Source organism: Paraliobacillus quinghaiensis, from assembly GCF_003426025.1.
GTDB classification, from domain to species: Bacteria; Bacillota; Bacilli; order Bacillales; family Amphibacillaceae; genus Paraliobacillus_A; species Paraliobacillus_A quinghaiensis.
Window position 1 is genome coordinate 1 of sequence record NZ_QJSH01000008.1, and the last position, 25,409, is coordinate 25,409.

The 25,409-nt window shown below is 33.3% G+C and carries 30 protein-coding genes, 1 tRNA gene and 1 riboswitch; of the genes, 14 read left to right on the forward strand and 17 right to left on the reverse strand.

Going from position 1 to position 25,409, the window contains the following annotated elements; translation table 11 throughout:
* Positions 1-439: 439 nt before the first annotated feature.
* Positions 440-530: riboswitch (glycine riboswitch) on the reverse strand.
* A 147-nt stretch (positions 531-677) separates the two neighbouring features.
* A complete protein-coding gene (locus D2K40_RS06895; RefSeq protein ID WP_117154299.1) occupies positions 678-2,345 on the forward strand; it encodes a DEAD/DEAH box helicase in 1,668 nt (555 codons plus the stop codon).
* Complete coding sequence (locus tag D2K40_RS06900; RefSeq protein WP_162879158.1) at positions 2,323-3,126, forward strand: YqhG family protein; 804 nt, start codon at positions 2,323-2,325, stop codon at positions 3,124-3,126. Before D2K40_RS06895 ends, D2K40_RS06900 begins: the two co-directional genes overlap by 23 nt.
* A gap of 19 nt (positions 3,127-3,145) precedes the next feature.
* Here D2K40_RS06900 and D2K40_RS06905 read toward each other — a convergent pair whose 3' ends face one another.
* Both D2K40_RS06905 and D2K40_RS06910 read right to left on the reverse strand, forming a co-directional pair.
* Positions 3,146-3,340 (reverse strand): YqzE family protein, encoded by a 195-nt coding sequence (locus D2K40_RS06905; RefSeq protein ID WP_117154303.1) that lies wholly within the window; start codon positions 3,338-3,340, stop codon positions 3,146-3,148.
* Between the two features lie 83 nt (positions 3,341-3,423).
* Entirely contained in the window at positions 3,424-3,924 is a 501-nt protein-coding gene (locus D2K40_RS06910) for a shikimate kinase (protein WP_117154305.1), read from the reverse strand.
* 234 nt (positions 3,925-4,158) lie between these two features.
* Between D2K40_RS06910 and comGA the strand changes: the two genes are divergently transcribed.
* From comGA to D2K40_RS06950, 8 genes are all read left to right on the forward strand, one after another.
* Positions 4,159-5,181 carry a competence type IV pilus ATPase ComGA gene (comGA, locus tag D2K40_RS06915; protein ID WP_373285563.1) on the forward strand — a complete coding sequence of 341 codons (1,023 nt, stop codon included), beginning with the start codon at positions 4,159-4,161 and terminating at the stop codon, positions 5,179-5,181.
* A complete protein-coding gene (comGB, locus tag D2K40_RS06920; protein ID WP_229666681.1) occupies positions 5,141-6,199 on the forward strand; it encodes a competence type IV pilus assembly protein ComGB in 1,059 nt (352 codons plus the stop codon). The genes comGA and comGB overlap by 41 nt, the downstream gene beginning before the upstream one ends.
* 14 nt (positions 6,200-6,213) lie before the next feature.
* Positions 6,214-6,531 carry a competence type IV pilus major pilin ComGC gene (gene comGC / locus D2K40_RS06925; protein WP_117154311.1) on the forward strand — a complete coding sequence of 106 codons (318 nt, stop codon included), beginning with the start codon at positions 6,214-6,216 and terminating at the stop codon, positions 6,529-6,531.
* Positions 6,524-6,961: a competence type IV pilus minor pilin ComGD gene (gene comGD, locus D2K40_RS06930; RefSeq protein WP_117154313.1), complete on the forward strand. Its 438-nt coding sequence runs from the start codon at positions 6,524-6,526 to the stop codon at positions 6,959-6,961. Before comGC ends, comGD begins: the two co-directional genes overlap by 8 nt.
* Positions 6,951-7,307: a hypothetical protein gene (locus D2K40_RS06935; RefSeq protein ID WP_117154316.1), complete on the forward strand. Its 357-nt coding sequence runs from the start codon at positions 6,951-6,953 to the stop codon at positions 7,305-7,307. Before comGD ends, D2K40_RS06935 begins: the two co-directional genes overlap by 11 nt.
* Complete coding sequence (locus D2K40_RS06940; protein ID WP_117154318.1) at positions 7,255-7,701, forward strand: ComGF family competence protein; 447 nt, start codon at positions 7,255-7,257, stop codon at positions 7,699-7,701. Before D2K40_RS06935 ends, D2K40_RS06940 begins: the two co-directional genes overlap by 53 nt.
* A complete protein-coding gene (locus D2K40_RS06945; protein WP_117154320.1) occupies positions 7,676-8,062 on the forward strand; it encodes a hypothetical protein in 387 nt (128 codons plus the stop codon). Before D2K40_RS06940 ends, D2K40_RS06945 begins: the two co-directional genes overlap by 26 nt.
* Before the next feature lie 73 nt (positions 8,063-8,135).
* Positions 8,136-8,207 (forward strand) — tRNA-Gln (locus D2K40_RS06950).
* 44 nt (positions 8,208-8,251) lie between these two features.
* Here D2K40_RS06950 and D2K40_RS06955 read toward each other — a convergent pair.
* Complete coding sequence (locus D2K40_RS06955) at positions 8,252-8,875, reverse strand: MBL fold metallo-hydrolase (RefSeq protein ID WP_117154322.1); 624 nt, start codon at positions 8,873-8,875, stop codon at positions 8,252-8,254.
* A gap of 144 nt (positions 8,876-9,019) precedes the next feature.
* On the opposite strand from D2K40_RS06955, the gene D2K40_RS06960 reads away from it, so the two are divergent.
* Complete coding sequence (locus D2K40_RS06960; RefSeq protein WP_117154324.1) at positions 9,020-9,169, forward strand: DUF2759 family protein; 150 nt, start codon at positions 9,020-9,022, stop codon at positions 9,167-9,169.
* Between the two features lie 67 nt (positions 9,170-9,236).
* Here D2K40_RS06960 and D2K40_RS06965 read toward each other — a convergent pair whose 3' ends face one another.
* From D2K40_RS06965 to D2K40_RS06980, 4 genes are all read right to left on the reverse strand, one after another.
* Positions 9,237-11,141: an LTA synthase family protein gene (locus D2K40_RS06965; RefSeq protein WP_117154327.1), complete on the reverse strand. Its 1,905-nt coding sequence runs from the start codon at positions 11,139-11,141 to the stop codon at positions 9,237-9,239.
* Between the two features lie 284 nt (positions 11,142-11,425).
* The gene (locus D2K40_RS06970; protein ID WP_117154329.1) at positions 11,426-12,388 is read right to left on the reverse strand and encodes an ROK family glucokinase; all 963 of its coding nucleotides are present in this window, start codon (positions 12,386-12,388) and stop codon (positions 11,426-11,428) included.
* Positions 12,389-12,406: 18 nt separating this feature from the next.
* Positions 12,407-12,601 (reverse strand): YqgQ family protein, encoded by a 195-nt coding sequence (locus tag D2K40_RS06975; RefSeq protein ID WP_117154331.1) that lies wholly within the window; start codon positions 12,599-12,601, stop codon positions 12,407-12,409.
* A gap of 206 nt (positions 12,602-12,807) precedes the next feature.
* The gene (locus tag D2K40_RS06980) at positions 12,808-14,262 is read right to left on the reverse strand and encodes a spore germination protein (protein ID WP_117154333.1); all 1,455 of its coding nucleotides are present in this window, start codon (positions 14,260-14,262) and stop codon (positions 12,808-12,810) included.
* A 138-nt stretch (positions 14,263-14,400) separates the two neighbouring features.
* Between D2K40_RS06980 and D2K40_RS06985 the strand changes: the two genes are divergently transcribed.
* Positions 14,401-15,267 (forward strand): hypothetical protein, encoded by an 867-nt coding sequence (locus tag D2K40_RS06985; RefSeq protein WP_117154335.1) that lies wholly within the window; start codon positions 14,401-14,403, stop codon positions 15,265-15,267.
* Here D2K40_RS06985 and D2K40_RS06990 read toward each other — a convergent pair.
* The 4 genes from D2K40_RS06990 to rpmG form a co-directional block, all read right to left on the reverse strand.
* Entirely contained in the window at positions 15,243-16,805 is a 1,563-nt protein-coding gene (locus tag D2K40_RS06990; RefSeq protein WP_162879159.1) for a rhomboid family intramembrane serine protease, read from the reverse strand. The genes D2K40_RS06985 and D2K40_RS06990 overlap by 25 nt on opposite strands.
* A 79-nt stretch (positions 16,806-16,884) precedes the next feature.
* Entirely contained in the window at positions 16,885-17,070 is a 186-nt protein-coding gene (locus D2K40_RS06995; protein ID WP_117154339.1) for a hypothetical protein, read from the reverse strand.
* 74 nt (positions 17,071-17,144) lie between these two features.
* Positions 17,145-17,711 carry a 5-formyltetrahydrofolate cyclo-ligase gene (locus D2K40_RS07000; RefSeq protein ID WP_117154341.1) on the reverse strand — a complete coding sequence of 189 codons (567 nt, stop codon included), beginning with the start codon at positions 17,709-17,711 and terminating at the stop codon, positions 17,145-17,147.
* A gap of 607 nt (positions 17,712-18,318) precedes the next feature.
* Positions 18,319-18,468: a 50S ribosomal protein L33 gene (gene rpmG, locus D2K40_RS07005; RefSeq protein ID WP_117154343.1), complete on the reverse strand. Its 150-nt coding sequence runs from the start codon at positions 18,466-18,468 to the stop codon at positions 18,319-18,321.
* A gap of 202 nt (positions 18,469-18,670) precedes the next feature.
* Here rpmG and D2K40_RS07010 point away from each other — a divergent pair, with 202 nt between their 5' ends.
* Positions 18,671-19,033, forward strand: coding sequence for a hypothetical protein (locus D2K40_RS07010; protein ID WP_117154345.1), 363 nt, complete (start codon positions 18,671-18,673; stop codon positions 19,031-19,033).
* A gap of 12 nt (positions 19,034-19,045) precedes the next feature.
* Complete coding sequence (locus D2K40_RS07015; protein ID WP_117154347.1) at positions 19,046-19,555, forward strand: endolytic transglycosylase MltG; 510 nt, start codon at positions 19,046-19,048, stop codon at positions 19,553-19,555.
* A gap of 38 nt (positions 19,556-19,593) precedes the next feature.
* Here the strand turns inward: D2K40_RS07015 and phoU are convergent, their stop codons facing one another.
* From phoU to D2K40_RS07045, 6 genes are all read right to left on the reverse strand, one after another.
* The gene (phoU, locus tag D2K40_RS07020) at positions 19,594-20,253 is read right to left on the reverse strand and encodes a phosphate signaling complex protein PhoU (RefSeq protein ID WP_117154349.1); all 660 of its coding nucleotides are present in this window, start codon (positions 20,251-20,253) and stop codon (positions 19,594-19,596) included.
* 24 nt (positions 20,254-20,277) lie between these two features.
* A complete protein-coding gene (gene pstB / locus D2K40_RS07025) occupies positions 20,278-21,096 on the reverse strand; it encodes a phosphate ABC transporter ATP-binding protein PstB (protein WP_117154351.1) in 819 nt (272 codons plus the stop codon).
* Positions 21,097-21,112: 16 nt separating this feature from the next.
* Positions 21,113-21,997 carry a phosphate ABC transporter permease PstA gene (gene pstA, locus D2K40_RS07030; RefSeq protein ID WP_117154354.1) on the reverse strand — a complete coding sequence of 295 codons (885 nt, stop codon included), beginning with the start codon at positions 21,995-21,997 and terminating at the stop codon, positions 21,113-21,115.
* Positions 21,998-22,951: a phosphate ABC transporter permease subunit PstC gene (gene pstC, locus D2K40_RS07035; protein ID WP_117154356.1), complete on the reverse strand. Its 954-nt coding sequence runs from the start codon at positions 22,949-22,951 to the stop codon at positions 21,998-22,000.
* Between the two features lie 98 nt (positions 22,952-23,049).
* Positions 23,050-24,009 carry a PstS family phosphate ABC transporter substrate-binding protein gene (locus D2K40_RS07040; RefSeq protein ID WP_117154358.1) on the reverse strand — a complete coding sequence of 320 codons (960 nt, stop codon included), beginning with the start codon at positions 24,007-24,009 and terminating at the stop codon, positions 23,050-23,052.
* A gap of 362 nt (positions 24,010-24,371) precedes the next feature.
* Positions 24,372-25,394 carry a PstS family phosphate ABC transporter substrate-binding protein gene (locus tag D2K40_RS07045; protein WP_117154361.1) on the reverse strand — a complete coding sequence of 341 codons (1,023 nt, stop codon included), beginning with the start codon at positions 25,392-25,394 and terminating at the stop codon, positions 24,372-24,374.
* Positions 25,395-25,409 lie beyond the last annotated feature (15 nt).

Genomic DNA, 25,409 nt, shown 5'->3' on the forward strand with positions numbered 1-25,409 from the left:
GGGATTTTGTGTCCGGCTTCCTTCAGATTCTATCTCACGATAGACACCCTTGCCTTTCACTAACAGTTCCTACTGCCAAGTCTGTGGTGGACTTTCACCACCTAGTTATAACTCATGCCGGGCGCACGATCCACTCGGAAAGCGAACTTTGCTTATCCGAGTTAGCTGAAGCCGTGCCTGCGGAAAGAGAGTCAATTTCATTTGAGAAGCGGTAACTTTCGTTACTAATCACTGACTAAACGTATTAGGTTCTTAATGCGCAGTTTATATAAAAATAGTCATAACACAATCCATTTAGAAGAAAATAAAAAAAAGACAGGTGAAATCATCATAATTGATGATATCCCTGTCCTTGTACCAGAAAGTTTCGTCCACTAAATGTAATTTATGGACTTTCTTCTTGGGTAGTTTACCAATTGATAAACATTCTCCAGAGTTGCGTTAAAATAGAGTCTTTTTGCCTGAGAGATTCGCATAAAATACTTGCTCCTTCGGCGTCACCATATGGTGCTCTCTCCTCTATTCATCATTCGCTAGTAAAAATATGAAATTTGGACATACTATTATGTATCTAATGAATATGAACTTATCATTTAATTATCATGATTATAGCATATCCTTACTCAAAAAAGAGTGTTTTTTTTATAAAATAACAATAGTTCGGAAGGTGGATCTTCGTGCAAATTGATTTAAAACGTGATGTTGATTTCATCGAGAAGTTAGATCAAAAAGTAAAAGATGATGGTTCATTTAGTTCATGGGAATTATTTCATCTATCATACCAAGCTAGTGTTAACAATCTAACAACAGATTTCAAGGGCTTGAGATCACCAACTCTTTTGCCTCATGTTACATTTTTAACACATCAATTAGAGTGTGCAGAACAGGTTTTAGACGATATGAATGGAAGAGCAATCTTAGCAGATGAAGTTGGACTAGGTAAAACAATTGAAGCTGGATTAATATTAAAGGAGTATATGTTAAGAGGTTTAGTGAAAAAAGCTTTAATTCTTGTTCCTGCCTCATTAGTTAATCAATGGGCAATGGAGTTAACACAAAAATTTTATATTCCTGTTACAACCTCGAGAAAACGACCGGTATGGGATCAGGATAATATTATGATCACCTCAATCGATACAGCAAAACGTCAACAACACAAAGATATTATTTTAGAGCAAAATTATGATTTTGTCTTAGTTGATGAAGCACATAAATTAAAAAATCATCAAACAAAGAATTATCAATTTATTCGAGCTTTACAAAAAAAATATTGTTTACTACTAACTGCTACGCCAATTCAGAATAAGCTAAGTGATATTTTTAATTTAGTCTCCATATTAAAACCAGGATACCTAGGAGATTACCAGACCTTTACTGAAAAGTTTGGTAAAAATCATAAGACATTAGAACATGATGCACATTTAAAACAATTGATCCAAAAAGTAATGGTTCGTAATCGTAGAGAAGATACAGGTATAGATTGGACAAAGCGGAACGTAGAAACCGTATGGATCGATTTTACTGCTGAAGAAAGAGAAGCTTATAATAATTTAAAGGAAATTACAGAACAGAGTTCGCATTTTGCAGCCATTACATACCTACGTGAGTTATGCTCTTCACGCGAGGCTTGCTATGTGTCTATTAAAAAAAATTTATTACAGGAAAATAAAGAAAATAAAGAGGATTATGCAGCTTTTCTTAAATGTATAGAGAAGCTACCAAATCATTCAAAAGCGCTAAAAGTTGTTGAATTAATTCAATCAATGAATGATAAGTGTATTATCTTCACAGAATATCGTGCAACACAAGTATATTTACAATGGATCCTGCAGCAAAATGGCATCACTTCTGTACCATTTCGTGGCGGATTTAAGCGTGGTAAAAAAGATTGGATGCGGCAATTATTCCAAGAAAAAGCACAAGTTTTAATTGCTACAGAAGCTGGTGGTGAGGGTATTAACCTACAATTTTGTAATAATATGATTAATTACGATTTACCTTGGAATCCTATGCGCTTAGAGCAACGAATTGGTCGTATTCATCGTTATGGTCAAACGGAGGATGTCAACATCTATAATTTCGCAATAAAGGATACAATTGAAGACCATATACTACGACTACTTTATGAAAAAATCCAACTCTTTCAACGTGTGGTTGGTAATTTAGATGCAATTTTGTCAGATTTACAATTAACCAATATAGAGACAGAAGTAGAAAAAATATTTCAAGAATCAAAAACAGATGGTGAAATCAAAATAAAAATTGATAACTTATCTGCAGTTATCTCTAATGCTCAAGACTACTATGAACAGGAGGAGCAACATGGCAATCGCGAATCTTCATGATTTTCTGTTTACCTTTTTCAAAGCAAATCATTGTGACATATTAGAAAACCGTGGTGACAAATTAAGTATTCAATTAACTGATAAAATGGACGAATATCTATTAAACCGTCCATTTTATTGGCAATACGTCAAGAAGCTTGGTCTTCAAGGGGAACCAGGAAAAATCACCTTGCTAACAAATCCGTTATTGGACGATGAGGAAGGAGAACCTATTCATTTTGGCAGCCCTCGTTTACAACAAATTTTCCGTTTGTTAGATGAAGAAGGAAAGTTTGTTCGTCTGTATCAAATGGTACAGGTTGATCAACAAACTGCATTAGTGCCGTGGTTGGTTTTAAACATAAAGGTTAGCTTTATTGGAAAACAAAAAAAAGAAGCCATTAAGTCCATTGGCATTAATATGATTAATGGGGGTATGATCAACAATATAATTGATCAATTAGAAAAAATTCAGTGGGATACTAAAATTCCAGACTTTTGTTATAACTTAAGTCCATTAATACGTTTAAAGAGTAGCTATCAACGTATTATACAGCTTATTGAAAAAGAACTTCAAGAAACAGAGCATGATTGGGCTATTGAATCATGGCGACATATGGAAGAAGAAAAAAAGTTATTAGATTACTTTTATCAAACTGATAAAAAAGATTATACAGCACTTTACAAAAAAGAATCTGAAGCAATAGAAGCATTGTACCGGCCACAAATCGCAATATCCATTATAAATGGCGGTATTTTTCACATGACTCAATCTACCTCTTTGAATCAATTACTAGATTAAAATGAGAATTAACTTGTCACTATCTTTTATGATTGTTTCTCCAAATTTTAAACGAAACTGGTAACATTCCAAACCACTTGTTCGAAAGTTGGCTTTGTGTTTCCTGTTTCGTTTCTTTTTTTTTCTGTTTATACTGTATTCTTTCACTTTTTGGCATATCAACATACTTAACAAATTCCTCTGTTATATATTTCACTATATCATTTCCAGACATGTGCATCCCTCTTTTCATAATTTATTAATAGGATGCCCATAAATTTGATTTCTATAAAGGGAACTTACTTGAGTATGACATTACTAACCGTTTATGTAGATTAAGTCTAAAATATCTGAACCAATCTGTTCTACAGTTTTTCCGTCAGTCGGGACAGTGTATGTAGCTACTTGTAAGTAGGTACTTTCACGTTTACGCAATAGGGCTTGCTTATCTTTTTTTTGATCACTCCAAATCGGGCGTGTTGCATCATTTTTAAGACGGTTAAAAATTACATCCCAGCTAGTCTGCAAATATATAACCTGTTTATTTTGTAACCAATTTACATTAATGTCCCTTTCAATAATACCGCCACCTGTCGAGACAATACAGTCTTTTGTTTTGGTTTGCGTTAATACTTGACTTTCAAATGTACGAAAGGTTTCCTCACCATACGCTTCAAATATATCACTAATTTTCATACCATAAGCCTGTTCTACCATGTCATCGGTATCTTGTAAGGGTAATTGCAATTTTTCTGCTAGCCATTTTGCAACTGTTGTTTTACCACTTCCCATAAATCCAATTAAATAGATACTATCCATACTCTACCTCTTTTCAAACAAGTTGGATTTATTATAGCATTTCATTACATAATTTACGATTTCACAAAAAAAATTTTATGTTTTATCTTCGATTGGTTTCCGAAAAACAGCTAGATTTAAATTAAAAAACAATACTATAAGACTGCACGATAATACAATTTCTACTATTTCTCTCTTTTAAAAAGATACTTGCTTTTTCAAGAAAAGATTCGTATAGTAACCCTAGAAAGTGAGGTGAACAAATTGAATGACGCTGCCTTTTTCTCAAATGAATTACTTCATTCTGCTTTAGACTTAGCCGCTTCTGATATCCATTTTTGTCCTACTTCAACTACAACGAAAATTTACTTTCGTATTCATGGAAAGCGCGTTTTTCATAGTGAGATGCATGTAAAAGAGTACGAGACTCTAATCAGTTATTATAAGTTCTCTGCGGGTATGGACATTGGAGAAACAAGAAAACCACAAAACGGAGCTATTACATTTCACTATAGACATCAAACAATTTCACTTCGTTTATCTACACTGCCAGTTAACAATTCCGAAAGTCTTGCAATACGTTTATTACCTCAACAAGAAGCAATTTCATTAAATCATTTATTTTTGTTTCCAAATCAATTGGATAGAATTAAATCATGGGTTACCAATAAATCAGGGATAATTTTGTTAACTGGTCCAACTGGAAGTGGAAAGACCACTACATTATACGCATTGTTGCAAGTCCTTTTGGAAGAACAATCTTATCAAACCATAACATTAGAAGATCCAATTGAAAAAGAAATGAAGGACTTGCTACAAGTTCAAGTCAATGAAAAAAGCGGCATAACCTATCAAGTTGGGCTAAAAGCGGCACTTCGCCATGATCCAGATATTATCATGGTCGGGGAAATTCGCGATAAAAAAACGGCAGAATTTGTCTTCCATGCTGCCTATACCGGACACCTTGTCTTATCTACCTTACATGCCAAAAATGCATTTGGTACCATTTATCGTCTACTTGAAATGGGAATTAAGCAAACAGACTTAGAACAAAGTCTAATTGCAATTGCCGCTTTAGAACTATTTCCAATCATTACAAAAGGGAATATTCCCTCTCGTGCTGCAATCTTAGAATTATTGGATAAAGATATTTTAGAAGGTGCAATTAAGAATCCTGCTGATCAATCAAATCCCAAATTTGATACCTTTCAAAAGTTGAGGAGGAAGGCATTTGCTTATGGTTACACCAATCAAACGGAAACAACACGTATTAAATAAAGCAAAAGCACTATCCCTACAAGAACAAAATTATTTTTTAATCAGATTATCCCGCTTACTAGATCAACACTATACATTGCTAGATGCTTTGACAGTTTTACAGTGGAATACAAAATGGGAAAAACATGCAGAATTGATTGAATCTACATTAAAAGAAGGAAATTCGCTTGATATTGCTTTAAATAAAGCAAACTTTGATTCAAGAATTATTTCTTTTTTATATTTTGCTATGAAACACGGGAATATAAAGAAGGCATTACTACAAAGTATTCAGTTAGTCGACCAGCAATTGAGTTTATGGAAAAAATTCAAGCAAGTAACCCAATATCCGATTGTTCTATTTTTCTTGTTTATTTTGTTATTGTATTTTATTAAAACTTCTGTTTTTCCATCTTTTATACAACTCTTTTCAACGACAACACACACCTCTGATATGACTTCTTTTGCATTAAACCTAATAAACATTCTATTTCAAACTTTTCTATATGGTGGTATATTCATCATTTGCTGTGGTATTTATTGGTTGGTCATTCAAAGAAAATTATCAATTTATAAAAAAGTTAAAATATATCAACGAATTCCCCTACTAAAAAAAATTATAAGTCCTAATGCAACTTTACTATTTTCATTACATCTAAGTTCATTATTACAAGCTGGGTTATCACTAAAAGACTGCTTTGATATATTAACCAAACAATCACAAAACCCACTTCTTGCTTATCATAGTGAAATTATTATGGATGGGCTAAAACAAGGACAGTTGATTTCACAGATTCTTCCTGGCTGTGCTTTATTAGAACAAGACCTACATGCAATATTTCAAAAAAATACAACCTCAGAAATGTTAGCTAAAGATCTCCAAACCTATGCCGACTTTTTATTAGAGCATCTGCAATTAAAGATCAAAAAATTTCTTACACTTATTCAACCAACCTTTTTCATAATTATAGCTACATGTATCATTTTTATTTATCTTTCCCTTCTATTACCAATGTTTCAACTAATAAATACTATTTAGGAGATGTGACTCTAATGAACAACCAAAAAGGATTTACTTTAATAGAGATGTTAATTGTACTGACAATCATTACAACCTTATTAATTTTGTTAGTACCAAATCTCGCTGACAAGAATGAAACACTTCAACTTAAAGGCTGTGATGCACTTATACAAATGACCGAAAATCAGGTCCAGTCATATATAATTGATCATGGTACTTATCCGCCAGATGTAGAAACGCTTGTTGGGGATTATATTCAATCAGATAAATGCGCAAATGGTACAAAACAAATTCAATTCCAAACGAGTGAGGACTATACCATCATTGCAGCTGATGTAACTAATGAATAATCAAAAAGGGTTTACACTTATAGAAATACTGATCGTATTAAGCACTTTATCTATTTTGCTTGTAATTGGAGCTTCGTTGCAAACAAACACATATGATACTTATCAGCTGAATCGCTGGTACCAGCTATTTGAGAGCGATGTATTATATATGCAACAACAGACACTATTAAAAAGAAATAACCTTTATTTAATCATTAAGCCAGACACAAAATCGTATGAAATCCGCCAAGGTGGTAGGGGCAAAGTCTTAGTAGAGCGTCAAATCCCTCACAACTGGGAGGTGAAATTATATACATTATCTATGCCCTTATCTTTTTCCATTCAAGGAACTATTAAAGAACCTGGTATGTTTTTAATTATTATAGACGATAAGGAATTTGCTATTTATTTTCCTTTTGGAAAAGGAAGGAGCTATATTGTTGAAAGGTAAACGAGTAAAACAGACCGGCTTTGTTCTGTCAGAATTACTTGTCTCATTGAGTTTAATTATGATGGTTAGCTTTACATTGGTACCAATCATTTTTCAACTTAACATGGAACAACATATCTTATTTCAGCATAGAGAAGTACAATCACAACTTCATAATGAACTACAAACCTTCTCTAACACAACACCAAAAGAACCAAGTTATTTTGAGAAAGATATTAAAATAAATAACACAGTAGTTATGATTATATTTGAGAAAGAAGACCTATTATGGAAAGGATGTGCTACATGGATCAATGTTAAATATAAAAAAGAAAAAACATGTTTATACTATTATCCATCTAAATGAAAATGGTTTCACACTCGTATCACTGTTGATATCAGTTGCGATCATTGGATCCACACTAACATTAATTCCAACTATATTTCGCTTAATAGAGTATGACAGTCACACTTCTGAATATTCAATCCGGCAGTTCTTTCATTTTTTAAGCGATGAACTGCACAAAAACAAATATGATTATGTAGAGAACAACACGATTCATCTTACAAATGAATCAGGAAAAAGGATAACAATATCCTATTATCCAGAAGTTATTAGAAGGCAAGTGAATGGAGTGGGCCATGAGATTTTCGTCCGTAACATTGAAACATTTCATGTTAAAGAATTATCTTATGGTGTACATGTCTCTATCATTACGACCTCAGGAGAAAGTTATGCAAAAACATTTAGTTTTTATTAAGCACCGCATCTATAATCAAGACGGATTTTTACTGCCATATGTCACATTTATTATTACGCTTCTCTTATTGAGCGTGATGTCAGCTATTACACTATATAGTAATGATCAGTTAATTACTGAATTGCAGTTAGAACAGGTGGAATTAGAAACATTACACCAAATAGGATATACAGATTTTAGCAAAAATTTAGTAGATTACCCGATAACTACTCAGCAACAAATGATGAATTACTTCTACCCTAACGGAAAAGTACTTATTACGTATTATCAACATAATGATAATAAAATCGTCATTACACTAAAAGCAATAACATTAAAAAAGAACCAAAAAACGCGAGTATATTACTTAACGCTAGAATGATGAAGTTAAAAAATTCATTGTGTTTTGATGTATATTTTACTTAAATTAGTTAAAAATAAATTTTGTAACATGATGGGCTATAGCCAAGCGGTAAGGCAGCGGATTTTGATTCCGTCATTCGTTGGTTCGAATCCAGCTAGCCCAGTTAAATTAAATCATCTGTCCCTTAAACAAGGAACAGATGATTTTTTAAACACTAATAAATGGATTAAATTTCTTCTCTTTTTCTATGGTTGTCATTGGTCCATGACCAGGATAAATCTTATAACTATCCCCTAATGTAAGTAACTGTTCTTTAATACTGTTAATCAATTGTTGATGATTTCCACCCGGTAAATCTGTTCTGCCAATCCCATTTTCGAATAAGCAATCACCAGAAACAACAATTTTTTCATCTGCAAAAATAAATGAAACCCCACCTGGTGAATGACCTGGCGTATGTTTAACTTCAAAAGAAAATGACCCAACTTCCATCATGCCGATTGGAATAATGTAGTCAGCTGGTCTACATACAACATTCTCAACAGGAAAAAGTCCAGAACCATTTAATGTTGGATCTTCCATCCAATCTTCCTCTGCTTGGTGCAGATAAACTGGAATTTGATAGTGATTTCGTATATCTTCAACAGCACCAATATGATCGAAGTGCGCATGTGTTAATAGAATACTGATTGGTATCAGTTCCTTTTTTGTTAACCAATCACATAAAATTTTACTATCCCCACCTGGATCAATTATAATCGCTTGATTATCCTTATATATAACATAACAATTCGTCCCTAATTGACCTAGAGACAATCCTTGAATTTGCAAATTGTTCACTCCTTATTCACATTTAATTTTTATAACCCCTCGACAAAGTCCCATTACTATTTTAAAATGTGAAAGGATATTTATCAACACTACAATTAAGCGATGTTATATATGAATATTTTCTGTCGAGAGGATGTAGATTAAATGGCACTAACATTAATACTAATAATTATCACAATACTTTGTGGATCAGCTGTTTACAAAGAATTTAAATCTCAAAATATTTTTGGGGTATCTTTAACTGGTCTTTCTACTATTTTATTTGGCTTCTTATCTGTTACAACAATAATATAAGATATAATTGCTAGCACAAAAAACTCCTTATCTGTCGTCAGATAAGGAGTTTTTTGTTATCTTTTTATTATTCAGGATTATTAAAATCATAGAACCTAAATAAATCACCATAAATAATTTCATCCGAGTATGACAGTTCAGTCTGTACTTTTTCTTTTATCGGAGTACAAACATTATTTGCTTCATCTTCTTCATTGTTTAATAGACCGCTAGAGTCTATTGATATTAATTCACCTGTTTCACGATCAAAACATTGATCTTTTGTATAGATATAGTCATCACTTACAAAGCTGCCATCACGTAATGCTACAAATTCTTTTTTGTCTGCACTAAATAAATCAGTGCCAAAGTTAATATCTCCACTATTGTCAATACCTAGTAGATTGAGTAGTGTTGGTTTTACATCAATCTGCCCTGCAATATTAGAAATTACTTTTCCACCTTCTCCAGGTATATGAATGTACATTGGTACACGTTGTAATTGGACTTGGTCGTATGCCGTAATTTCATCTTTTTCTAAATATTGCGCCATTGCTTTATTATGAAAATCACTAATACCATAATGATCTCCCATTAACACAATAATTGAATCTTCATATTCACCAGCTATTTTCAGCTGCTCAAAGAAATTTTCAACTGCTTCATCTGTATATCGAACTGTTTGGAAATATTGGTTTAAGGTTTTAGAGTTTGAATCAAATTTAGCGATCGTAGCATCCTCTTCCGCCAAATCAAATGGGTAGTGATTTGTTAACGTAATAAAACGTGTATAATATGGCTCTTCTAACGCCTGCAAATACTTGATCGATTGTTCAAAGAAATCTTTATCTTTTAACCCCCAACCAACCTTATTTTCATCTGTAACTTGATAAGATTCCACATCGTAAAAGTGATCAATGCCAATATTTTCATACATTACGTCACGGTTCCAAAAACTTTCATTATTTGCATGAAATACTGCAGAAGTATAGCCTTCTTCTCCTAGTATTTCCGGTGTAGCATTATATTTGTTTTGCCCATGTGTGAAATAGACTGCACCACTAGGCAATGGATACATACCATTTTCAACTAGAAATTCAGAATCTGAAGTTTTCCCTTGTTCAGTCTGATGATAGAAATTTTCAAAATAATAACTGTCATCTATTAAATCATTCAAAAACGGTGTGATTTCTTCCCCGTGTAAGGTGTTGTTAATTACAAAACTTTGTACGGATTCAAGCGAAATAAAAATCACATTTTTGTCTTCTGCTACACCAAACAAATTATTTTCATCTTGATTAACCGTATCACCTTTCACATATTCTACTATCTCAGGTAATTGATTCCCATCTGCAAAAACACGCTGCGCCTGCGACCTGGACTGTTGGGCAATATCATAAATATGATAATTAAAAATACCAATATTTTTCACTAAATATTCTCGATCAAATGTCCGTTGTAATAATTGAGGACGCTCAATCTCTGCTAAAATATAATTTCCCAATAAAAATGCTATAGCTAGACTTAACGTAAGGGCTCTCTTCCGTTTTTCATACGAAACAGACAATTCGCCATCATATTTTTTACTTAAATACCAAATAACAGCTAAGTCACAAAACAATAAAATATCAGGTATGTGTATTAATGCTAATGCACTTGTACCTAAGTCAGCTGCATTGCTTCCCTGAAACAATACAGGAATTGTTAGAAAATCAGTAAAGTTTCGATAGAATACTAGATTAAAATACAAAATTAAAGACCCTATCAATGTTGTGTATCGAATAAACTTCATTTGATTTTGTTTTTTTAACCAAACACTAATCGCAAAAACAAAAAATGCTGATACAAATGGATTTATAAATAAGATAACTTCTTGCAGGAAATTATCCAGTTCGATATTAAATAAAAAACGATATACAATGTATGTTTTTATTCCAAATAAAATACTTGCAACTACATACAATGGTACATTATATTCTTTTCTTTGAAACATTACGTAAGTTTCCTCCTCGCATTTTATTCACCAAGTTTTTAATATTACATTTATAAATCCTTAAATCATTTATTCCACATAATCAGTAAAATAAACCTTATAAATAGAGACGTATTAACAGCGAAAAAAGTTTCATTTATTTTTACAATAACTTAACATTAACCTATTCTATGACAGATGCAAAAAAAAATAAACCCTAAAAACAGGGAATATTTTTTTATTTCAATTAAACTACTTTATTCACCTTTTTATATATAATTAAAACATGTCAAATTCATCTTCGCTTAGCTTTCATAACCTTCTTTGACAAGATATGCTCCACCAAAAATACCTGCATCATTGCCTAAGGTTGCAATGGCAAATTCACATCCTTCATCTATTCGAGGTAAAGCATAATTTGTAAAAGCTTTCTGAAGTGGTTGCAATAATTGTTCACCAGCCTTAGACACGCCTCCTCCTAAGATAATCTTGGAAGGATTAATAACTGTAGCTATATTAGCAAGCGCAAGGCCTAAAACATTTGTTACATCGTCTATTATCGATCGTGCTACATAATCGTCTTTAGCTGCCAAATCAAACACATCTTTTGCAGTTATGGTACCCTTCTGTTGAAGCTGTTCTTTTAATAAAGTATCTTTGCCTTCTGCAACTGCTTCATTCGCTAGGCGCGCAATTCCTGTAGCGGATGCAATCGTTTCTAAACAGCCATTTCTTCCACAATTACACGGAGCACCACCAGGTTCGACCATTATATGTCCAATTTCTCCTGCTGTGCCATTTGTACCATTTACAACTTGACCATTTGCTATAATTCCTCCACCAACACCCGTACCAAGAGTAACTGCAATAAAATTATCTGCCAGATTACCTGATCCTTTCCAGTTCTCTCCAACAGCTGCAATATTAGCGTCATTATCTACATATACTGATAACCCTGATAGTTCATGAAGAATTTCTGCTAATTTAAAATTCTCCCATCCTAAATTAACTGCAATTGAAACTTCACCAGTAGCAGTATCAACAAAACCAGGTGCTCCAGCTCCAATCCCTAAAACGTTAGATAAATCAATATTAAGTTCCTCTAATTTGGTCTCTATTGATCTCCAAATATCATGCGGGATTTTTTCTGCTTCAGCACCTTTACTTGTTGGAATTTCCCACTTATCAACAATATCCCCATTATATGTAATGACTCCGATTTTTACTGTTGTACCACCAATATCCACACCTAACAAAAATTTCTCCATTCTTCCACCCTTCCTCTCTCAATTATGTAATAGCGACATTTCTTGTCTTAATAATAATAAAGCCATTTGATATTCATTTGTTGAAAGACATTGTGCTTGATAAAGTTCTTTTACTTCCACTTCCATTAACTCTAAGTCAGCCAATCGATCACCAATATAAATAATTGTTCCAAACCTTTTTAATAATTGTTGTACGTCGTAAATTGTTCTCATTTTTATCACCTATTTCATTATAACAAATTTCTTTTTGATTATTAATCAAAACTTTAAAATAATTTTTTATACATCACTATAATTACGGCGTAAGAAGCCCCTCAGGAATGCGTAGTGTATTTCCGTAGCGAAACTACGTATAAAATAACTACATGATGACATTAAAATTCTATCCTTTCTTACTTTATTAAAAAGCCCTGATCGAATTAACGATCAGGGTCTTGAGGATCTAAAAAGGCCGGGCGTCTACTTTTTAGTGGAACTGGCGTACGTACAATTACATCAAGAAAGGCTTTAGCGGAAAAAGGAATAAACGGCCACATATACCCCGTCTTAAATGTATTCATACGAATAAGGTAAATTAACCATGCTGTTATACCAATCATATAACCCGCTACACCGAAACTTGCCGTAATTAATAATAAAAAAATACGAACGAGTCGATTTGCTAGACTTATTTCATAGCTTGGTGTTGCAAATGTTCCCATAGCTGCAATGGCCAAATACAACACTACTTCATTTGAAAAGAGTCCAACTTCTACTGCAACCTGGCCAATCATAATGGCAGCCACTAAACCAAGGGCGGTAGCAAGAGCGGTTGGTGTATGAATTGCTGCCATCCGCAACATGTCTATCCCTACTTCTGCTATTAAAAATTGTATTAATATTGGTATAGAACCGGTATCTTCTGGACCAAAAAAGCTAAGTATATCTGGTAATAATGTTGGATTACTTGATATTAAATAGTAAAAAGGTAAGACGAAAATAGATGCAAATACAGCTATAAAACGAACCATACGTAAATACGCACCAACAAGTGGTTTTTGACGATACTCTTCTGCATGTTGGAGATGGTGCCAGAATGTGGCCGGTAAAATCATCACACTTGGAGAACCATCAATAATCAAAATAATATGTCCTTCATAAAGGTGTGCAGCTGCTGTGTCAGGCCTTTCCGTATAACGAATAGTTGGATATGGATTCCAGTGACGTCCACTCAAAAATTCTTCAATAGTTTTTTCAGCCATTGGTAACCCATCTGTATCAATTAAACTCAAATGTTCTTTTAATAATTTTACTTTTTCAGGATCAGCAATATCTTCAATATAACAAATACATACATCTGATTGAGAGCGTCTACCTATACTACTATACTCCATACGAAGTGAGCGATCACGGATACGCCTTCTTGTTAAAGCAGTATTAAAAATGATTGTTTCTACATATCCATCTCTCGAACCACGTACCACTCTTTCCAAATCTGGTTCTTGGAGACCACGAACCGGGTAAGTTCTGGCATCAATCATAATAACTTGATCTAAACCATCAATTAATAATGCAGTCGGACCAGCAAGTATTGTATCCGTCACAACATTCAGATCATCAACTGTATCTAATTCAACATATGGAATGTAAGTTTTAAGCAATTTTACTAATGGTTCTGGTTCGAGTTGTTCTGGTTTTAGTTCTGCTAAGAAACGCATTACATAATGGAGAATGTCATCTTTCACAAAACCATCAATTAAAAACATTGCCATATCCATACCGGCATAATTCAAATCCAGTTGAACGACATCAAAGCTTTTCTCTACACCTAATCGCTCATGTAAATATTTTTTGTTCTTGGTAAATGACTTACTTAATGGTTTTTTTTCATTCATCTGATCACCCTTATCCTATACCATCATTTTTTATCTTCACTTACTTTTTACCAAGAATTAAAAAACATACATTTACATATAAAAGAAAACTTGTACATATACATCAATTAATAAGTATAATCACCATGGAGGGCTGTCATGCGCTATATTGCATTGTGTTTTACTACAATATTACTTATCGTTATATTTTTCCTTCATATACAAAATGTACCGACTAAAACTACAATAAAATATTTCCCACCAGATGAGTCTATAACTTTTCAAACTGCTTTCACAAAACTACAACTATTAATGGAAAAAGATCAGGATTCATATACAATAGAATGGCGCTCCTATTCGGAGACAGATGAGCCAACATATTTGAGACAAGATATTTCTCTTTTATATGTAGATGGGCTGCTTAAAGGGGTTAAAAGTGAATGGCAAGAAGAAGTAAGCCGTATCGAATTGGATACAACTTTGTATGGAGAAGATAGTAGTCATTATCAGGCTATTTCATATCATCATGCTGAGGTTCATCATCCAGAAGATAAAATTAAAAGTGTCCAAAAAATGTCTCACGATGAACTATATGTAATCGATTCAACAAATACGCCCTTAGAATCATTTAAGACGCCAACGAACGACACACAAACAGAATGGCAGCATGCGTTGAATCATACAAAGACGCAACAATTACACTATCACTGGCAACAGTTAATCAACCATTTTCAATTAGCTAGTTCTGATTTTTTATTTGTTCCTTTATCAAAACTTTATCAATATGAGACTTCACCTTTCCCTACTCTTACTCAGGATCAAACTGCTAAAGTAATCGGACAGCTGTGGGAAGGATTATATGCAAATTATATCCTTCCCTTTAATCAAGCTGATCCTTCTTCTAAAAGTTTGATACCGTTAATACTTGTAGACAAAGAAGGAACACATTTGCGCGTACTATTCCAAGATCATAATGGAAAAATGCAACAGTTAATTCAGCGCTATTCATTTCCAAGCAATTCTTGAGCTAAAGACGTAAAGGTTTCATTATTTGGACTCAATCTCACTGCTTCTCTTATTGCATTTTTTGCTTTTTCTGTATTACCACGCTCCATATATATTAGGGTTAAATTATAATAAGCTTCAGGAATGGCATTTGGTTCAAGCGCTACTAACACCTCTAAGTCTGCTAAAGCTTTTGATGATTGCTCTAATTTACTATATGCGTAGGAACGAAGGAAGAGTAACTCTGCCTGAAAATTTGTAGGTTCAGTCTCTAATGTCTCTGATGTAACATCTATCACCTGGCTGAATTCCTCTTCTTCTATTAGATGATTTGCTATTTGCGCTTGTAACATCGGATCATAATGCCCTGATTTATTTGATATACCATATAAGACTAAACTCACTACTATCACTATATATGCAACAATGGCAAGTAGCTGCTGACTTAGTTGTTTTTTGTTAGGAAAAAACACAATTGATGATGCTATTAACCCACCAATTAAGCCACCTATATGTGCTCCATTGTCAATTTGTTGTACCACAAAACCAAATACAATATTAAAGGCGATTATAACAATAACATTCCAACCCATTGTTTGGAAAAAAATTCTTTGATGATGAAAGCCAAAGAATAATAGAGCTCCAAATAAACCAAAAATCGCACCAGATGCTCCTGCAGCTAATTGCGGATTAAGAGCAAAACTAGTTAACCCTCCCATTATTCCTGCAAAGAAATAAATAATCAAAAAGCGTTTTGAACCATAGATTTGTTCTACAATACTCCCAACAATATGAAGTGCTAGCATATTCATTACAAGATGTAACAAACCGATATGTAAGAACATAGAAGAGATAATTCTCCACCACTCCCCATCTATAATAGCCGGATTATACTTTGCACCGAATTGTAGTAATATATCTGTTGAAGTACTTCCTCCTTGCAACTCTAATAAGATAAACATTAAAACATTAACTGCTAAAATCCAATAAGTTAGTGTAGGTTTTGCATATCGAAAAACTTGATCAGCTTGTTTTTTTACTTGATTATATTTTCCAAGAATTGATGTTTTTAAGTATTGTGTTTTACTTTCTAACTCCATGATGTTATCAGGTGGAGTTATCTCAAATTTTTCGACATCAATGGATTCAAATAATCGATTTTTCTCAATTGCCCCTTCCTTATCATCCAGATAATAAAGATGCATACGAGAAAACTTTCTTTGATTCATATTTACTGTTTTCTTTAAAGCCTTCCAATCATCCACAGGTGCATACTCTGCGACATAGACATTATGAAATTCTATATTTCTACCTAGAAATAAATTTGTGAGTTTTTTACTATTTTTTATTGTCCTTTCAATATCCAATCTCAATTGATTTTTCCAATCAAACCCATTATTAACTATACGTATCACATGGTTTTTCTTATTTTTCTTTCTTTGTAACCATATCTCTGTCTGGTCATTATTTATAAAAACAAGTTCAAAACCTTGTTGTCGAGTAAGATAATCAGTGAGTTGGTAAAAATAATATGTTCTTTCTATAAACATACGCTTCATCCTCTCCTCCTTTATCATACCATTTTTCCTTTAAAATAAAGAAGGAAACATCTCAACGTTAGAAATGTTTCCTTCTCAATTACTTTTCTTGCTCAAAGACACTTGGCATCATTTCATTTCGCAAAAGTGGAAATCGCATCGAGATTGCAACAATTATTTTTCGAAACACAGAGAATGCCAATAACATATTCATTACCTTATATTTTTTTCTATATAAAATCACACCACCAAAAACCATACCAATTATCCACAACATTTTTTGCACTGCTATAATCATCCTTCCTTTTTAATTTAACAAGGATAGTTTACCTCGATGTGAGAAAAATATGATTTTAATTACTATAAAGATGGTTTCTTTTGATCATTTGTAATTAATTGATCAACGGGAATATCAAAAGATTCAACTGGAATTGTATCTATAATTTGATTAACTGAAGCCAAAGACATAGTATCACCAGTATAATGTGCTAAGAAACGGTCATAATAACCTCCACCATGACCAACCCGGAATCTTTTTTGATCAAATACTAAGCCAGGTACAAGAACTAAATCGATCTGTTCTGGTGTAATCAAGACAGTTTTATCAGGGGCAGGTTCTAATAAACCATAATAGACTGTTTCCAATTGCTCGTATGATTCAAAAGTATAGAACTTAAGATCAGCTTTTTCTGGGTAACATTTTGGTAAAGCAATCTGTTTTCCTTGTTTCCAAGCATTTTCAATTATAGGGCCTGTATCCCACTCAATTCCCTTTGAAATTGTTGTAGCGATTACATCCGCTTGTTTCCAATTTGTACTAGAAAATAAATGATTATATAGAGTTTTTTCAATCTCAATTTTTTCTTCTAATGATAATGAAGAAAGTTTCTTTTTCATTTTATTTCGTAACGTCTCTTTCGAATCCATATAACCTACCCCCATATTTATATGTAGATATTTAAACACAAAATCTTATTCAACAAAAAAATTTAATCTAACACTTTTTCTGAAGGACTATTGTTTGCGACACGATTCAAATAGAATCCGTCGTAAGTGAAATCTGTATTTCCTAATCTCGTTACGATAGAACACTTCGCATTCCGCGGGCTCGGCCGAAGCTAACTTGGTAAAGAAGAACACTTTACCAAGTGGATCTTCGGACACGTGGGACTGCGATTACTCGCCCCATCAAAAACATTTGCTGTCACCACATCATTATCAATTTATTTCTATATATAACGTGGTGGATTATTATTAAATCAAACAAACACAAGTAATTTTCAGATATTGATTGGAGCGTAGGGTCAGTCGACTCCAGCGGGAAAAGTAACATCTGAAGATCCACTCGGAAGTGTTCTTTACTTCCGAGTTAGCTGAAGAGTTACCCGCGGAAAGCGACTGACCCTACGCGTAAATCAAAGTTAATGTTACGACGGAGTTTATATCAATTTCGTACTTTTACAAGCAACATTGCAAAGAATCTAATGAAAAAAACTCTTACCAAATGAAAGGTAAGAGTTTCAATTAAGACATATTATTTTGTTTCACGGTGAAGCGTATGTCTTTTTAGACGTGGGCTATATTTTTTCATTTCTAAACGTTCTGGATTTGTACGTTTATTTTTTGTAGTAATATAATTACGATCACCTGATTCAGTACAAGCAAGTGTGATATTTACGCGCATCATTATCCCTCCAAACTATTCATCTAACATCTTTTTAAAATTAATATCATTTTCAGACTTATTTATATTACCAAAAATATAAACATAATTCAAGTTTCTTCGATTGTTTTTTAGAATAAAAAATTATTTTTCCTGTTAACAATTGTTCGAATAGAAACAATTGTGTTATAACTAATAGTGTATACATATAGGAGGGAACAATGTGCTAACTACCGCTTTTATAAGTTTATTTGTTATTGCCATCGTGTTATTTATTGTTTCATTTTTCACAAATGACAAATTCAAACAATTGGAAGATCAATTAGAGCAATTATCTATATCAACATTGCAAGATACGTATCAAATTAAAAAGAAGATTAAAATTTTAGAAGAAGAACTACTCTCAGACGACCTAGATATGGGTACCATTGATTTACAAAAATCATCACAAACACAAACCCCTTTAATGCGTAAAGTACAACAAATGCATCAAAAAGGACATTCGGCAGCTGAAATTGCAACGTCAACCAATTTAAGTGAATATGATATTCATTCACTTATCAGACAGTTTTCATCAAAAGGGTAAAGGGGTTTAAATATGAAACAAATAGTTCGAGCATTTGCACTGGGGATTCTGACTGCTACAGTATTATTAGGAGTTATTTATTTTTTTGATAATGACAACGATGATGTTGTTGGTGAACAAAATACTGCAGAAAATAATGTAATGGATTTGGAAGAAATGATCGAAGAATTAGAGATGAATGGTTACTATGTATCGACAGAAGAACCTACGGATGAACAAGACTTAACTGAAACTGAGACACAAAAAGAAAGTACCGAGAATGAATCTGAAAATGAAAGTGGATCTGATACCGATACTGAGACAACTGCTCCAGAAACATTTAACTTAACAATCGAATCAGGAATGACTATTTCACAAGTTGCTGAAAGTTTAGAAAATGCAAATATAATAGAAGATCGTGAAGTTTTTATAACATATCTAAACGATAATGATTATGGAACCAACATACAAATAGGAGAGTTTGAGTTAAACAGTGAAATGACACTTCAAGAAATAGCTGATACAATAGCAAATCAAAATTAAAAAACAACAGTGCTTGATGCTCAAGCACTGCTGTTTTGTTATTCATTTAAGTTAAGGGACTCTCCTTTTACCAAGTACATAATACTTTCTGCAATATTTGTTAAATGGTCACCAAATCGTTCAATAAAACGTCCACAAAAAGCAATTTGCATAATAAATTGAATCTTTTGGGGATTAGTTACTGTCTCTTCGAGTAGTGACTGTAATCCATTTGAATACATTGTATCAATCTGATCATCTAATTCAGATAATTCTCTAGCTAATGAAATATCTTCTTGTTTATAAGCCAGAATTGCTAAATCAATCATTCGTAGTGCCACATCACGCATATCTCCCAAAGACTTAGGAATTTCCATGCCATGATTATCTCCCAGATGCGTTGTTGAACGGGCAATATTCTTTGCGTTATCAGCCATACGTTCTAAATCTGTAGAGAGACGGATTGCTACTATTAATTTACGTAAATCTGAAGCAACCGGCTGTTGTTTCGCAATTAATAGAATAGCTGTTTCATTAATATCAAGGTCCATTTTGTCCAATTTCTTATCTGCTTCGATTACTTCACCTGCAAATTTAGTATCTGCTTGATAAAGTGCCGAAACAGAATCTTGTAATTGTTGCTTAGCTCCTTCCGCTAGATGAATAACCTTTTGCTTCATTAAAGCTAATTCACTTTCAAACTGTTCTCTTGCTACCATAAATATTCTCCCCTTTACTATTTATTAACCAAATCTTCCAGTAATATAATCCTCTGTACGTTTATCTTTTGGTGTTGAAAATAATGTATCAGTATCAGTATATTCAACCACTTCTCCATTTAAGAAAAAAGCAGTTCTATCTGATATACGGGCAGCTTGTTGCATATTATGCGTAACAATAACAATTGAGTAATCTTTTTTTAATTCTTGAATTAATTCTTCTACTTTTAGTGTAGATTTGGGATCTAGTGCAGATGTAGGTTCATCCATTAAAATTACATCTGGTTCAATCGCTAAACAACGAGCAATACATATCCTTTGTTGTTGCCCCCCTGAGAGACTATATGCATTGTCTTTTAGCCTATCTTTTACCTCATCCCAAATATAAGCACCACGTAAACTTTTTTCTACAATTTCATCTAGGATTTTTTTGTTGCGGATCCCATGAATCTTTGGACCATATGCGATATTGTCATAAATAGATTTAGGAAATGGATTCGGTTTTTGAAAAACCATTCCTACACTTGTTCTTAGTGCTTCAACCTTAAATGATTTATCAAGTATATCTCTACCTCTGTATTTGATTGTTCCAGAAGTATGCACACTAGGTACTAATTCAACCATTCTATTTAGTGTTTTTAAATACGTTGATTTCCCACATCCCGATGGGCCAATAATGGCCGTCACTTCTCTTTCATATATTGGTAAATCAATGTTTCTTAATGCGTGTGTATTTCCATACCATAAATTTAGATCTTTTGTATCATATACAATGTTTTTGTTTTCACGCTCTGTACCGTTTGAATTTATATTATTCTGATTGACATCTGTAACAAGGTTCATATTTTCACCCCTAAAATTAATATCTTTGTTGGAATTTATTTCTTATAATTATAGCAGTTGAGTTTAGAATAAATAATAATACTAATAATACAATAATTGTTGCTGCAGCCAAATAAGCGTATTCTTCCATAAGTGAAGAATCCAATGTCCAATAGTATATTTGCATTGGAAGTACCGTGAATTTATCAAAAATACCTCCAGGGAAAGGAATTAATAATGCTGGTATACCAAGCACTACCAACGGTGCAGTCTCACCAATCGCACGAGAAAGCGCTAAGATTGAACCAGTAAGAATCCCTGGGAGTGACGCAGGCAAAATAATATTTTTTACTGTTTGCCATTTCGTTGCACCCATTCCATAAGACGCTTCACTTAAATGTTGTGGAACTGCACGTATTGCCTCTTGACTTGCTACAATAACAATTGGTAAAACAAGCAAAGACATCGTTAAACCACCAGCAAGAACGATATTACCAAAATCTAAAGCCCGTACAAAAATCGTCATACCTAATATTCCATAGACAATAGATGGCACACCAGCTAAGTTTGCAATATTCGTTTGTATAACAGATTGCAATCGACCTTTTTTGGCATATAACTCGTTGTAAATTGCGGTACTAACTCCTAAAACCATCGTAACTGGTATTACAACGACCATCAACCAAAATGTTCCCAAAATCGCTCCCATTATTCCTGCTCTTTCTGGCATAGTTGATAATTTTCCAGTTAAAAAGTCCATGTTAATATAGCTAAGACCCTGTGACATTACACGAAAAATCAGTACGGCTAGAACTACAAGTCCAAATATGGTTGCTAAAAAGAAAATACTTTTCAAAAAATTATTTATTATTACGCGTGATTTCATTTTTTTCTCAACTTGAGCTGTATCTATATATTTCATTTAATATTCCTCCCTAAATCTACGAGAGACATATCTTGCAACGATATTCATCAGTAATGTAAAACAAAATAACGTCATAGCAACTGCATAAAGGCTATAATAAATAGTGGAACCAGCAGGTGCATCACCACCAGAAACTTCAACAATATAAGCAGTCATGGTTTGCATCGATTGTGTAACATCAAGCGTAAAGTTTTTTGAACTTCCACTTGCGATAGTTAAAATCATCGTCTCACCAATCGCACGAGAGATCCCTAAAACAAAGGAAGCGATGATTCCTGACAATGCTGCAGGAACGATAACTCGTAATGTAACTTCTAACCTTGTTGCACCTAATGCTAATGCTCCTTCTCGCATGCCATTTGGTACAGAACTCATTGCATCTTCTGATAAGGATGCAATCATTGGAACAATCATAATCCCCATTACAATCCCTGGACTTAAAACATTTGTAGCTTCTAATCCAGGTATAAACTCCCTTAAAAGAGGTGTAACAAAAGTAAAAGCAAAAAATCCATAAACAATTGTTGGAATTCCAGCTAGTAATTCTAAAAGTGGTTTTAGTGTTCTTCTAACACGATCGGATGCATATTCACTTAGAAAGATTGCTGTCATTATCCCAATTGGACCAGCTACAAGCATTGCAATAACAGATGAAATGATTGTACCTGAAATTAGTGGTAATATCCCAAATTGAGGATTTTGACTTAAAGGTTTCAATACTGTTCCAGTAAAGAATTCAATAATAGAAACTCGATTAAAAAAATGTATTGTTTCTGTTAATAAAGTGACCAATATCCCAATAGTTGTTACTAAAGATATCATTGCGATTAGAAATAATATGATCGGAACTGATTTCTCTGTTATATTTGAGATACTTTTTGTTTTACTATTTTTGTGAATTAAATCTCTTACTTGAACAGCATTATTTTTTGTTGTATCGCTGTTGTTCATAACTAAATAACACCTCTCTTGTTCAAATTTCTAACAATAAGAAGAGAGCAATATTGATGCTCTCCCCTCCCTTGACTATTTACTTTTGTATAAATCTATTACTTAAGTCCCTCTAAGAAATCAATACTCTCTTGTGCTTCTTGGTCTGGAATAGGTGCAAAGCCAGTTTCACCAGCAAATGTATTAACGTTATTCATAAGGTAAATCGCATAGTCTAAGACTTGTGCTTCTTGTTTTGCGTTATTCACATTTAAATAAGTAAATACTGGTCTTGTAAAGTTTGCATAGTCTCCATCTTCAGCAATTGTATCTAGCGATGGTTCAACTGGTCCATCACCAAAGTCAACGTTTACTGCCTGTAATTTGTCTTGGTTATTTACATAGTAACCAAAACCGAAAAACCCGATCGAGTTAACATCTTCTGAAACCAATGTTACAAGCGTTGAATAATTTTGTTGAAGATTAGCGTCACCTACTAGATCTTGTTCTTCTAGAATACTTTCATAAAAGAATTCATATGTTCCATGGTTTTCATTCGGTCCATACGTGTTAATTTTTTCATTTGGCCAATCAGGATTAATATCCGACCAATTTGTTATTCCTCCATCTGCAAGGAATATATTTATTATTTCTTCTTCTGTCATCTCTGTTGCCCAGTCATTTTCAGGGTGCATTACAATTGTTAAACCGTCTAATGCAACTTTTAGTTCTTTCACTTCAATACCTAGTTCTTCTGCTTTAGTTTTCTCTTCATCCTTGATATGGCGAGATGCATTATTAAAGTCTGTTCCGTCTTCCACTAGAAATTTTTCAAATCCAGCACTTGTACCTGAACGTCCTACTTCAACTGATACACCCTCTTGTTCTGTAAACATATATTCTTCAGCTATTCTTGCCATCAAGGGATATACAGTACCTGACCCATCAACCTCGACACTACCTTCTAATGCAGTTTCATTATTATTGTTATTTGACTCATCTTCAGCTCCACAAGCAGCAAGTAAACCGATTGATAAAATTGCAAGTAAAGCAAATCCAACTAACTTTAGTTTCTTCATATCATCTGTCCCCTATAATTTTTATTTTTATATATTAGGCTTGTTTATCTCAGCCACAACTACATCATAACGTATAAGTTTTAATTTAATGTTAATCGAATGTAAAGATTGTGTAAATTAATCATATCTTTTGTCCAAACCATGCGAAATATGCATATAGGAACTAATTTTACTTTTATAGTTGAAATGCTTTCTCTTTTACTATATTTATGATTCAAATCTATTACATCAATAACATTATTTTTTATCGCTGTTTTTCTGCACTAAATAACACCTTTCTTGTACAAATTTTTATAAAAAATAAGAAGAGAGCATTATTTATGCTCTCCCCTCCCTTGACTATTTACTTTTATATAAATCTATTACTTAAGTCCCTCTAAGAAATCAATACTCTCTTGTGCTTCTTGATCTGGAATAGGTGCAAAGCCAGTTTCACCAGCAAATGTGTTAACGTTATTCATAAGGTAAATTGCATAATCTAAGACTTGTGCTTCTTGTTTTGCGTTATTCACATTTAAATAAGTAAATACTGGTCTTGTAAAGTTTGCATAGTCTCCATCTTCAGCAATTGTATCTAGCGATGGTTCAACTGGTCCATCACCAAAGTCAACGTTTACTGCCTGTAATTTGTCTTGGTTATTTACATAGTAACCAAAACCGAAAAATCCGATTGAATTAACATCTTCTGAAACCAATGTTACAAGCGTTGAATATTCTTGTTGAAGATTAGCGTCACTTACTAGATCTTGTTCTTCTAAGATACTCTCATAAAAGAATTCATATGTTCCATGGTTTTCATTCGGTCCATACGTGTTAATTTTTTCATTTGGCCAATCAGGATTAATATCCGACCAATTTGTTACTCCTTTGTCTGCAAGGAAAATATTTATTATCTCTTCTTCTGTCATCTCTGTTGCCCAGTCATTTTCAGGGTGCATTACGAATGTTAAACCGTCTAATGCAACTTTTAGTTCTTTCACCTCAATACCTAGCTCTTCTGCTTTGGCTTTCTCTTCATCTTTGATATGGCGAGAGGCATCATTAAAGTCTGTTCCGTCTTCCACTAGGAATTTTTGAAATCCAGCACTTGTACCTGAGCGACCTACTTCAACAGATACACCCTCTTGTTCTGTCAACATATACTCTTCAGCTATTCTAGCCATTAAGGGGTATACAGTACCTGAACCATCAACTACGACATTACCCTCTAATTCAGTTGATGTATCGTCATTGTTTTTATCTTCTTCTGTGCTCGCATTATCTTCTATGTTCATATCTTCTGTTCCTGTTTCTTCTCCGTTTGACTCTTCCGTACCGCAGGCTGCAAGTAAACTAATTGATAAAATTACGAGTAAAGCAAATCCAACTAACTTTAGTTTCTTCATGTAATGTTTCCCCCT

What these genes read in the sequence shown, in the direction of transcription:
- D2K40_RS06900 (WP_162879158.1), top strand. Translation starts at nt 2,323, where the DNA reads ATGGCAATCGCGAATCTTCATGATTTTCTGTTTACCTTTTTCAAAGCA.
- D2K40_RS06905 (WP_117154303.1), bottom strand. Translation starts at nt 3,340, where the DNA reads ATGTCTGGAAATGATATAGTGAAATATATAACAGAGGAATTTGTTAAG.
- D2K40_RS06910 (WP_117154305.1), bottom strand. Translation starts at nt 3,924, where the DNA reads ATGGATAGTATCTATTTAATTGGATTTATGGGAAGTGGTAAAACAACA.
- comGB (WP_229666681.1), top strand. Translation starts at nt 5,141, where the DNA reads ATGGTTACACCAATCAAACGGAAACAACACGTATTAAATAAAGCAAAA.
- comGC (WP_117154311.1), top strand. Translation starts at nt 6,214, where the DNA reads ATGAACAACCAAAAAGGATTTACTTTAATAGAGATGTTAATTGTACTG.
- comGD (WP_117154313.1), top strand. Translation starts at nt 6,524, where the DNA reads ATGAATAATCAAAAAGGGTTTACACTTATAGAAATACTGATCGTATTA.
- D2K40_RS06940 (WP_117154318.1), top strand. Translation starts at nt 7,255, where the DNA reads ATGTTAAATATAAAAAAGAAAAAACATGTTTATACTATTATCCATCTA.
- D2K40_RS06945 (WP_117154320.1), top strand. Translation starts at nt 7,676, where the DNA reads ATGCAAAAACATTTAGTTTTTATTAAGCACCGCATCTATAATCAAGAC.
- D2K40_RS06960 (WP_117154324.1), top strand. Translation starts at nt 9,020, where the DNA reads ATGGCACTAACATTAATACTAATAATTATCACAATACTTTGTGGATCA.
- D2K40_RS06965 (WP_117154327.1), bottom strand. Translation starts at nt 11,141, where the DNA reads ATGTTTCAAAGAAAAGAATATAATGTACCATTGTATGTAGTTGCAAGT.
- D2K40_RS06970 (WP_117154329.1), bottom strand. Translation starts at nt 12,388, where the DNA reads ATGGAGAAATTTTTGTTAGGTGTGGATATTGGTGGTACAACAGTAAAA.
- D2K40_RS06975 (WP_117154331.1), bottom strand. Translation starts at nt 12,601, where the DNA reads ATGAGAACAATTTACGACGTACAACAATTATTAAAAAGGTTTGGAACA.
- D2K40_RS06980 (WP_117154333.1), bottom strand. Translation starts at nt 14,262, where the DNA reads ATGAATGAAAAAAAACCATTAAGTAAGTCATTTACCAAGAACAAAAAA.
- D2K40_RS06985 (WP_117154335.1), top strand. Translation starts at nt 14,401, where the DNA reads ATGCGCTATATTGCATTGTGTTTTACTACAATATTACTTATCGTTATA.
- D2K40_RS06990 (WP_162879159.1), bottom strand. Translation starts at nt 16,805, where the DNA reads ATGAAGCGTATGTTTATAGAAAGAACATATTATTTTTACCAACTCACT.
- D2K40_RS07000 (WP_117154341.1), bottom strand. Translation starts at nt 17,711, where the DNA reads ATGGATTCGAAAGAGACGTTACGAAATAAAATGAAAAAGAAACTTTCT.
- rpmG (WP_117154343.1), bottom strand. Translation starts at nt 18,468, where the DNA reads ATGCGCGTAAATATCACACTTGCTTGTACTGAATCAGGTGATCGTAAT.
- D2K40_RS07015 (WP_117154347.1), top strand. Translation starts at nt 19,046, where the DNA reads ATGAAACAAATAGTTCGAGCATTTGCACTGGGGATTCTGACTGCTACA.
- phoU (WP_117154349.1), bottom strand. Translation starts at nt 20,253, where the DNA reads ATGGTAGCAAGAGAACAGTTTGAAAGTGAATTAGCTTTAATGAAGCAA.
- pstB (WP_117154351.1), bottom strand. Translation starts at nt 21,096, where the DNA reads ATGAACCTTGTTACAGATGTCAATCAGAATAATATAAATTCAAACGGT.
- pstA (WP_117154354.1), bottom strand. Translation starts at nt 21,997, where the DNA reads ATGAAATATATAGATACAGCTCAAGTTGAGAAAAAAATGAAATCACGC.
- pstC (WP_117154356.1), bottom strand. Translation starts at nt 22,951, where the DNA reads ATGAACAACAGCGATACAACAAAAAATAATGCTGTTCAAGTAAGAGAT.
- D2K40_RS07040 (WP_117154358.1), bottom strand. Translation starts at nt 24,009, where the DNA reads ATGAAGAAACTAAAGTTAGTTGGATTTGCTTTACTTGCAATTTTATCA.
- D2K40_RS07045 (WP_117154361.1), bottom strand. Translation starts at nt 25,394, where the DNA reads ATGAAGAAACTAAAGTTAGTTGGATTTGCTTTACTCGTAATTTTATCA.